General features: G+C 68.8%; 3 protein-coding genes. 1 reads left to right on the plus strand and 2 read right to left on the minus strand.

The annotated features are described in order from the left end of the window. Positions 1-177: 177 nt before the first annotated feature. Positions 178-675 (minus strand): signal peptidase II, encoded by a 498-nt coding sequence (gene lspA / locus VED21_RS11985; protein ID WP_324882591.1) that lies wholly within the window; start codon positions 673-675, stop codon positions 178-180. Positions 676-799: 124 nt separating this feature from the next. After that, complete coding sequence (gene ileS, locus VED21_RS11990) at positions 800-3640, minus strand: isoleucine--tRNA ligase (RefSeq protein WP_324882592.1); 2841 nt, start codon at positions 3638-3640, stop codon at positions 800-802. A 359-nt stretch (positions 3641-3999) separates the two neighbouring features. Between ileS and VED21_RS11995 the strand changes: the two genes are divergently transcribed. Then, positions 4000-5001 (plus strand): cytochrome-c peroxidase (locus VED21_RS11995; protein WP_324882593.1); only part of this gene is annotated, 1002 nt, incomplete at its 3' end.

Below are 5001 nucleotides of genomic sequence, written 5' to 3' on the forward strand. Positions count from 1 at the left end.
CGTCGGAGCATCCGGAGACCGCCAGCGCGGCGAGCGCCAGTCCCATGAGGGGCGCGGCGAGGCGGCGCCGCGGGGTCGATGAGGCAGTAAGCTTGCTGTGCACGGCTCGTTGGTCCCGTCGTCAGTCACCGCCGCGCGGCCGAGTGCATCTCGGGTGCGGCTCCGTCGGGTGATGTATTACGACTTTTCAGGGGTGTTGAACAACCCATCGATGACGAGCAGCGCCACTCCCACGCTGATCCCGCTGTCGGCGATGTTGAAGACCCAGAAATGCCACCCCATCGCGTGCACGTCCAGGAAGTCGACCACGGCGCCGAAGCGCAGCCGGTCGACGATGTTGCCGATGGCGCCGCCGATCACCATGCCCAGCGCCAGCGCCACGAACCAGCGGTCGGCGCGCCGCAGCCACGTCAGCAGCACGCCCGCGATGCCCAGCGCCACGGCGCTCAGCACATAGGGCATGATTTCCGCCTCGTGCGAGAACAGGCCGAAGCTGACGCCCTGGTTCCACACCAGCACGAGGTTGAAGAACGGCAGCACCTCGATGACGTGCGGCGGCTGCATGATGGACAGGATCCACCATTTGCTGACCTGGTCGAGGATCACGACCAGGGCCGCGACCGCCAGCCCGAGGCCGAGGTAGGACCGTTCCTGGCGTGCGAAGGTGGTGGACATGCTTCTCCGTCTCCCCTGGGGAGAGGGCTGGGGAGAGGGGGGCCGGCATCTGCCGGACGTACCCGTCCCCCGTGGCCCCCCTCACCCTGACCCTCTCCCCAGGGGGGAGAGGGGATGTGGTTGATCACCCCACCGCGTCGGCGCAGCGGGTGCACAGCGTCGGGTGGTCGGCGACGGTGCCCACCTCGGGCAGCACCTTCCAGCAGCGCTCACACTTCTCACCGTCGGCGAGGCCGGGCGCCACCGCGATGCCGGCCACGTCGGGCAGCGTGAAGGCACCCTCCGGCGCCGCACCCTCGACCAGTTCGATCTGCGAGGTGATGCAGACGTCGGCGAAGTCCACGCCGTCCAGCAGCGCCTTGGTGGCGCCGTCGATGTAGACGGTGGGCTCGGCCTGCAGGGAGGAGCCGATCTTCTTGTTGGCCCGCTCCAGCTCCAGCGCACCCGTCACCACGCGGCGCACGTCGCGGATCTTGCCCCACTTCTCGGCCAGGGCCTCGTCCTGCCAGGACGCCGGGATGTCGGGGAAGACGCGCAGGTGCACGCTCTCCTCGGTCCAGCCGTCGCCCGACTGCAGGCCCTCCGGCCGGGCCAGCCACGCCTCCTCGGCGGTGAAGCACAGCACCGGGGCGAACCACGCGGTCAGGCACGACAGCAGGTGCTCCATCACCGTGCGCACGGAGCGGCGGCGGACGGAATCGACCCGGTCGCAGTACAGGCTGTCCTTGCGGACGTCGAAGTAGAAGGCCGACAGGTCCACCGCGCAGAAGTCGTGCAGCGCGCGGTAAAGGCCGTGAAAGTCGTACGCCTCGATCTCGCCGCGCACGTGCTTGTCCAACTCGTGCAGGCGGTGCAGGACCCAGCGCTCCAGCTCCGGCATCTCGGCCACCGCGATGCGCTCGGCGTCCGAATAGTCGGCGAGCGCACCCAGCAGGTAGCGCAGCGTGTTGCGCAGGCGGCGGTAGAGGTCGGCCTGGTACTTCAGGATCTCCGGGCCGATGCGCTGGTCCTCGGTGTAGTCGGTGCCGACCACCCACAGGCGCAGGATGTCGGCGCCGTACTTGTCGCAGACCTCCTGCGGGGCCACCACGTTGCCCAGCGACTTGGACATCTTGCGGCCCTGCTCGTCCAGCGTGAAGCCGTGCGTCAGCACCGCGTCGTACGGCGCCCGGCCGCGCGTGCCGCAGCTTTCCAGCAGCGAGGAGTGGAACCAGCCGCGGTGCTGGTCGGAGCCTTCCAGGTACAGCGACGCCGGCCATTTCAGCTCCGGCCGCTGCTCCAGCACGAAGGAGTGGGTCGAGCCGGACTCGAACCACACGTCGACGATGTCCTTCACCTGCTCGAAGTCGGCGGCGGCGTAGGCATTGCCCAGGAAGTCCTGCGGGTCGCGGGCGAACCACGCATCCGACCCTTCCTGCTCGAACACCGCCGCGATGCGCTCGAACACCGCGGGGTCGCGCAGGATCTGGCCGTCCGACTTGCGCACGAACAGCGCGATGGGCACGCCCCAGGCGCGCTGGCGGCTGATGCACCAGTCCGGGCGCTGCTCGATCATGGCGCGGATGCGGTTCTCGCCCTGCGGCGGCACCCAGCGCGTGTCGCCGATGGCCTTCAGCGCCACCTGACGCAGCTCGTTCGTCTCCATGGAGATGAACCACTGCGGCGTGGTGCGGAAGATCAGCGGCGCCTTGGACCGCCAGGAGTGCGGGTAGCTGTGCTTGATCCGGCCCTTCGCCAGCAACGCGCCGGCCTCCGCGAACGCCTTCAGCACGGCGCCATTGGCCTCGCCCGGCTTGCCCTCGTCGGTGTAGACGCGCAGGCCCGCGAACAGCGGCACGTGGTCGTAGTAGCGGCCGTCCTCGCCCACCGTCTGCGGCACCTCGATGCCGTTGGCCTGACCCAGGTGGAAGTCGTCCTCGCCGTGGCCGGGGGCGATGTGCACGAAGCCGGTGCCGGCGTCGGTGGTGACGAAGTCGCCGGGCAGCATCGGCACGCGGAACTCGTACCCCTTGCCGCTCAGCGGGTGGTGGCAGAAGGTGCCGGCCAGCCGCGAGCCGGGGAAGCGGTGCAGCTGCTTCCACTCGGTGATCTTGGCTTCCTTGGCGACGCCCTCGGCCAGCGCCGTGGCGACGACGAGGCGCTCGCCCACCGTGGCGAGGCTGCCTTCCTCCACCGCCGTCACCTTGAAGACGGCGTATTCGATCTCCTCGCCGTAGGCCAGCGCGCGGTTGCCGGGCAGGGTCCAGGGCGTGGTCGTCCAGATGACGATCTTCGCCTCGTCCACCTCCGGCGTGCCGGAGCCCCACACCGCGAACTTGGCGAACACGGTGGTGGAGGTGTGGTCGTGGTACTCGATCTCGGCATCCGCCAGCGCGGTCTTCTCGACCACCGACCACATCACCGGCTTGGCGCCCTTATAGAGGCCGCCGTTCATGGCGAACTTGTGGATCTCGCGGACGATCTGCGCCTCGGCCGGCAGCGTCATGGTCAGGTACGGGCGCTTCCAGTCGCCCTCCACGCCCAGGCGCTTGAACTCGGTCGCCTGCACGTCCACCCAGTGCTGGGCGAACTCGCGGCATTCCGCGCGGAACTGGGTGATCGGAACCTGGTCCTTGTCCTTGCCCTCGGCCCGGTACTTCTCCTCGATCTTCCACTCGATCGGCAGGCCGTGGCAGTCCCAGCCGGGGACGTAGTTGGCGTCGGTGCCCAGCATCTGCCGGGACCGCACGATCACGTCCTTCAGGATCTTGTTCAGCGCGTGGCCGATGTGGATGTTGCCGTTCGCGTACGGCGGACCGTCGTGCAGGATGAACTTTTCCCGCCCCTTGGACGTGTCGCGCAGGCGCTGGAACAGGTCCATGTCGGCCCAGCGCTTCAGCAGCTCGGGCTCCTTCTGCGGCAGGCCGCCGCGCATGGGGAAGTCGGTGCGCGGCAGGAAGACGGTCGATTTGTAGTCGCGGGTCATCGGGAATCCTAAGGGACAAGACCACCGGGCGGCGGCACTCCGGCCGCCCGACTGCACACACGGAAACGGCGCCCCGGCCCTCCTCAGAGAGCCGGGCCGGTAATTCGCGCTTGGCGCGACGGGACCCGCCACATGAATGTCATGGCGCCGGATATTAGCCGTGTGTGCGTTGCGGTCAAGGACGGCCGGCGGCGAGCCGCGCGCGGGGCCATGCGCAGGCCGTGCGCGAAAGGGGTAGCGACCATGGGTCCCACCCAGGTGATAATGATTATCATTGCGGGATGGGGGCTCTTGGTGCAGGGTCCGGCTCGTTCGGGCCATCGGTCTATGCCGTTCGGCCGCCCATCGGAGCCTCCGCCATGTCCGCCGCGCCGTCCCGCCGCCTGGGTTTCCTCGCCGCCGCCAGCTTCGTGATCGTCGCCGCATCCGGCGCCGCGCTGGGGCAACCGGGCGAGATGAAGACGGACGAGCTGAAGACGGTGGAGGCGCTGGGCGAGGCGCTGTACTTCGACACCAACCTGTCCATCAACCGCACGCAGTCCTGCGCCACCTGCCACAGCCCGGACTTCGGCTTCGCCGACCCGCGCGGGGGGGCCGCCTCGCTGGGCGCGGACGGCAAGTCGCTGGGCGACCGCAACGCGCCGACGGCGTCCTACGCGCGCTTCAGCCCGGCCTTCGGCATCACCAAGGGCAAGGCGGTGGGCGGCCAGTTCCACGACGGCCGCGCGGCGGACCTGAAGGAGCAGGCCGGCGGCCCGCCGCTGAATCCCGGCGAGATGGCCATGCCGTCCAAGGCGCACGTGCTGGAGCGGCTGAAGGAGAACCCGGCCTACGTCCGCGCCTTCCCGGCGCTGTTCGGCGCCGGCGTGCTGGACACCGCCGACAAGGCGTACGACGCGATGACCGAGAGCATCGCGCGCTTCGAGCAGACCGACCTGTTCGCGCCCTTCGACTCCAAGTACGACCGCCACCTGCGCGGCGAATACAAGATGACGCCGGAGGAGGACCTGGGCATGACCCTGTTCTTCTCCACGCAGTTCACCAACTGCAACCTCTGCCACCAGCTGAAGCCCATGCCGGCGGCGGAGAAGGAGACCTTCACCAACTACGAGTTCCACAACATCGGCGTGCCGGTGAACGCGGAGCTGCGCGCCGCCAACGGCAAGGGCAAGCGCTTCGTCGACCATGGCCTGATGGAGAACCCGAAGGCGAAGGCCGGCACGCAGGACGGCAAATACAAGACGCCGACCCTGCGCAACGTCGCCGTCACCGGCCCCTACATGCACAACGGCGCCTTCAAGGACCTGGAGACGGTCATCCGGTTCTACAACAAGTACAACAGCACGGCGGAATCGGCGCAG

The sequence above is a fragment of the Azospirillum sp. genome (assembly GCF_035627195.1).
Classification (GTDB): domain Bacteria; phylum Pseudomonadota; class Alphaproteobacteria; order Azospirillales; family Azospirillaceae; genus Azospirillum.

What these genes read in the sequence shown, in the direction of transcription:
- ileS (WP_324882592.1), bottom strand. Translation starts at nt 3,640, where the DNA reads ATGACCCGCGACTACAAATCGACCGTCTTCCTGCCGCGCACCGACTTC.
- lspA (WP_324882591.1), bottom strand. Translation starts at nt 675, where the DNA reads ATGTCCACCACCTTCGCACGCCAGGAACGGTCCTACCTCGGCCTCGGG.